The 3,229-nt window shown below is 38.0% G+C and carries 3 protein-coding genes; 1 reads left to right on the plus strand and 2 read right to left on the minus strand.

Features of this window, described 5'->3' with window-relative positions:
* Window positions 1–1,494 (plus strand): TonB-dependent receptor family protein (locus tag WBM60_RS07850; protein WP_424282944.1); only part of this gene is annotated, 1,494 nt, incomplete at its 5' end.
* A 54-nt stretch (window positions 1,495–1,548) separates the two neighbouring features.
* On the opposite strand, the gene WBM60_RS07855 is transcribed toward WBM60_RS07850, so the two are convergent.
* Both WBM60_RS07855 and WBM60_RS07860 read right to left on the minus strand, forming a co-directional pair.
* Entirely contained in the window at window positions 1,549–2,415 is an 867-nt protein-coding gene (locus WBM60_RS07855; protein WP_424259795.1) for a hydroxymethylglutaryl-CoA lyase, read from the minus strand.
* Between the two features lie 31 nt (window positions 2,416–2,446).
* Entirely contained in the window at window positions 2,447–3,073 is a 627-nt protein-coding gene (locus WBM60_RS07860; protein WP_424259796.1) for a LysE family translocator, read from the minus strand.
* Between the last annotated feature and the right edge of the window lie 156 nt (window positions 3,074–3,229).

Below are 3,229 nucleotides of genomic sequence, written 5' to 3' on the forward strand. Positions count from 1 at the left end.
AAGCATATTCTGGACCTGAAATTTCAATATTCTGATGAGGAATCCAATGAAACTTATGTTGGCCTTACAGATAATGATTTTGAAAATACGCCATTTAGGAGATATGCGGGGTCTCAGGAAGATGAAATGGTCAATGATCATATTCAGATATCGACTACCTATGTGTTGGATTTCAGCGATTATTTCCATATCACAACTACAGCCTATTACAATGGATTTAGCCGAAACTGGTATAAACTAGACGCCGTAACACTAAATGGAGACCGCAAGGGTATTGCAAATATTCTTGAAAACCCCATAACTAATGAGGAATATTACAACGTTATCTCCGGTAATCAGGATGCGGCAGCCGATGCCTTATTAGTAAAAGCCAATAACAGAAAATATGTTTCCCAAGGTATTCAGACGAAGTTTGACTACCATTGGAGTGGCGATAATACCTTTCATGATCTGGAATTGGGTGCTCGTTTTCATTATGACCAGGAAGACAGATTTCAATGGGTTGATGGCTATGGGATTAACAATGGTATTATGAACCTAACTACCGCGGGAACCCCAGGCACTGATGCCAATCGGATTAGCGATGCTAATGCCTTCTCCAGTTATTTATTATATAAACTTAAATACAGAAACCTTACTGTTACCCCAGGATTAAGGTATGAGTCTATTTCCCTGGGACGAAAAGACTATGGTAAGAATGATGTCTCGCGTCAGGGCATTGACCTCTCTACCCGTGAAAACCAAGTCAACGTCTGGATTCCAGGGATGGGTTTGAATTATAATTTCAACCAGATATCTATTTTTGGAGGTATTCACAAAGGGTTTTCTCCTCCAACGAGCAAAGAAGGTGAACAGCCGGAAGAAAGTGTCAATTATGAATTAGGATCCCGGTTTACACTGGGAAACTTTTCGGGAGAACTCGTAGGGTTTTTTAATGACTACAGCAATCTTTTAGGAAGTGACCTGGCTGCTACCGGAGGTACTGGTAGTTTGGAACAATTCAATGCCGGAGAAGTAAATGTGACAGGGTTAGAAGTCTTATTAAATTACAATGCCTTAAATAACCACAAGAAGCTAAGGCTTCCCATAACTTTTGCTTATACTCTCACCAATGCAGAATTCAGAAGTAGTTTTGATAGTCCCAATGATATCTGGGGAGAAGTTACTAAGGGTGATGAAATGCCTTATATCCCCAAACATCAGTTTAATGTCTTGATTTCTTTGGAGCACCCTTCCTATGAATTAAATCTCAGCGGAAGATACAATGGCGCCTTTAGAACCAAAGCCGGAAGTGGTAGTATTCCTGCCAATGAATTAGTACCATCTAGTTTTGTAGTAGATTTTTCAGCAAAGTATCATCTTAATGATCATTTCAGTATTAATGGAAGAATCATTAATCTATTGGATGAGACATATGCTGTATCCCGTGTTCCTGCAGGTTTGCGCCCCGGTCATCCTTTTGGAGCTTTTATTGGGATCTTCCTGAGATATTAAATAAGGGTTTATAAAGAGAGTTATACTAGCAATAGGCAATTCTTGTGCAGACCTTTATTGATATTTGGAAAACAGCTCGGAGGCCTTATTATGTGCTGCTTCGAAAACCATCCATTGGACTCCGGTATCTATTTTGTTTTCGGTAAAATAAGACAACATTTTCTCAGTAGGCATATTTCCGGTTAATTCATCCTTGGCCATTGGACAACCCCCAAACCCCTGTATGGCGCCATCAAACCTTCGACAACCAGCTTTATATGCAGCATTTACTTTTTCATACCATCTGCTTGGTGTTGTATGCAAATGGGCTCCAAATTCAACATTGGGGTATTTAGGAATTAAATGTGAAAATAAATAGTTTATATCCTCAGGGGTAGAGGTCCCAACTGTATCAGACAAGGATAGTATCCGAGCTCCCATATTTGCCAATTTTTCTGCCCATTCTCCAACAACTTCTACACTCCATGGATCACCATATGGATTGCCGAATCCCATGGAGAGATAAGTAACTACTTCTTTGTTAGTTGCATTGGCTATTTCAAGAATCTCACTCAGAACATCTATGGATTGTGCAATGGTTTTATGCGTGTTCCGCATTTGAAAGTTTTCAGAAATAGAAAAAGGATATCCCAAATAATCAATTGCTGGGTATATACTTGCATCATTTGCGCCGCGAACATTAGCCACAATAGCCAATAACTTGCTCTTTGATTTGGAAAGATCTAATCTTGAAAGCACCTCAGCAGTATCGGCCATTTGCGGAATGGCCCTTGGAGATACAAAACTACCAAAATCTATAGTGTCAAAGCCACAACCCAGTAGTGACTGAATGTAAGCTATTTTCCTTTCTGTAGGAATAAAGCTTTTAATGCCTTGCATAGCATCTCTTGGGCATTCAATAATCTTCACTTTTTCGGGCATACGGTGAATCTAGTATTTACCAAAATTAGCATTAATTATCCGAAAACAACAGGAAGATTCCGATACCGGAAAAGACAACTATTTGTAACCACCTGAGAAATAATTCAATACCAGAATGCTTTTTTATTTGTTGTGCAATAGCCCCGGAAAGCAGTGCAATAGAAGAAAAAATGATGAATGTAACTATCATAAATAATAAACCAAGAACATAAAATTGAATTACTGTATTCAAATCTTCGCTGAAAAGGAAGCCGGGAAAAAAAGCAAGAAAGAAAATAGTAACCTTCGGATTGAGTACATTCATAATAAAACCCTGTCTGAATAATTGACTTAAGGACTTTTTAGGAATCTCTGTATTATCTAAAGTAATATGCGCCCTATTACGGTATACCTTATAAGCCAGGTAAAATAAATAAAAAGCTCCAAATAGTTTAACAACAAAAAATATCTGATCGTTTTCCTTAATGAGTACTGAGACACCAAATGCCAGGAAAGTAGTATGGACAATACATCCTGTAATTAGTCCGGCGGTGGTTGAAAGGCCATATTTTATACCATTGGATATACTTTGTGTTAAGACATAAATATTATCGGGTCCCGGTGCTATTGCCAGGGCAGCCGTTGCCAGGATAAAGGCGGAAAGTATTTCGTAATTCAAGCTTAGAATTTATATGAATTATAGCTCAAAATACAAAAGTTTCCTGCTTTTCTTTATCTTACAAAAATTTTATTTATGAAAACTAAAATACTTTTAATCACGGCGGTCCTTGGCCTGGTGTCACTTAGCTTTACTTCTATAAAAATGGATAAAAAA

Source organism: Eudoraea sp., from assembly GCF_049669105.1.
Lineage (GTDB): Bacteria > Bacteroidota > Bacteroidia > Flavobacteriales > Flavobacteriaceae > Eudoraea.

Bases quoted from the DNA above. Each gene is read 5' to 3' on its own strand.
- WBM60_RS07855 (WP_424259795.1), bottom strand. From the start codon at position 2,415: ATGCCCGAAAAAGTGAAGATTATTGAATGCCCAAGAGATGCTATGCAA.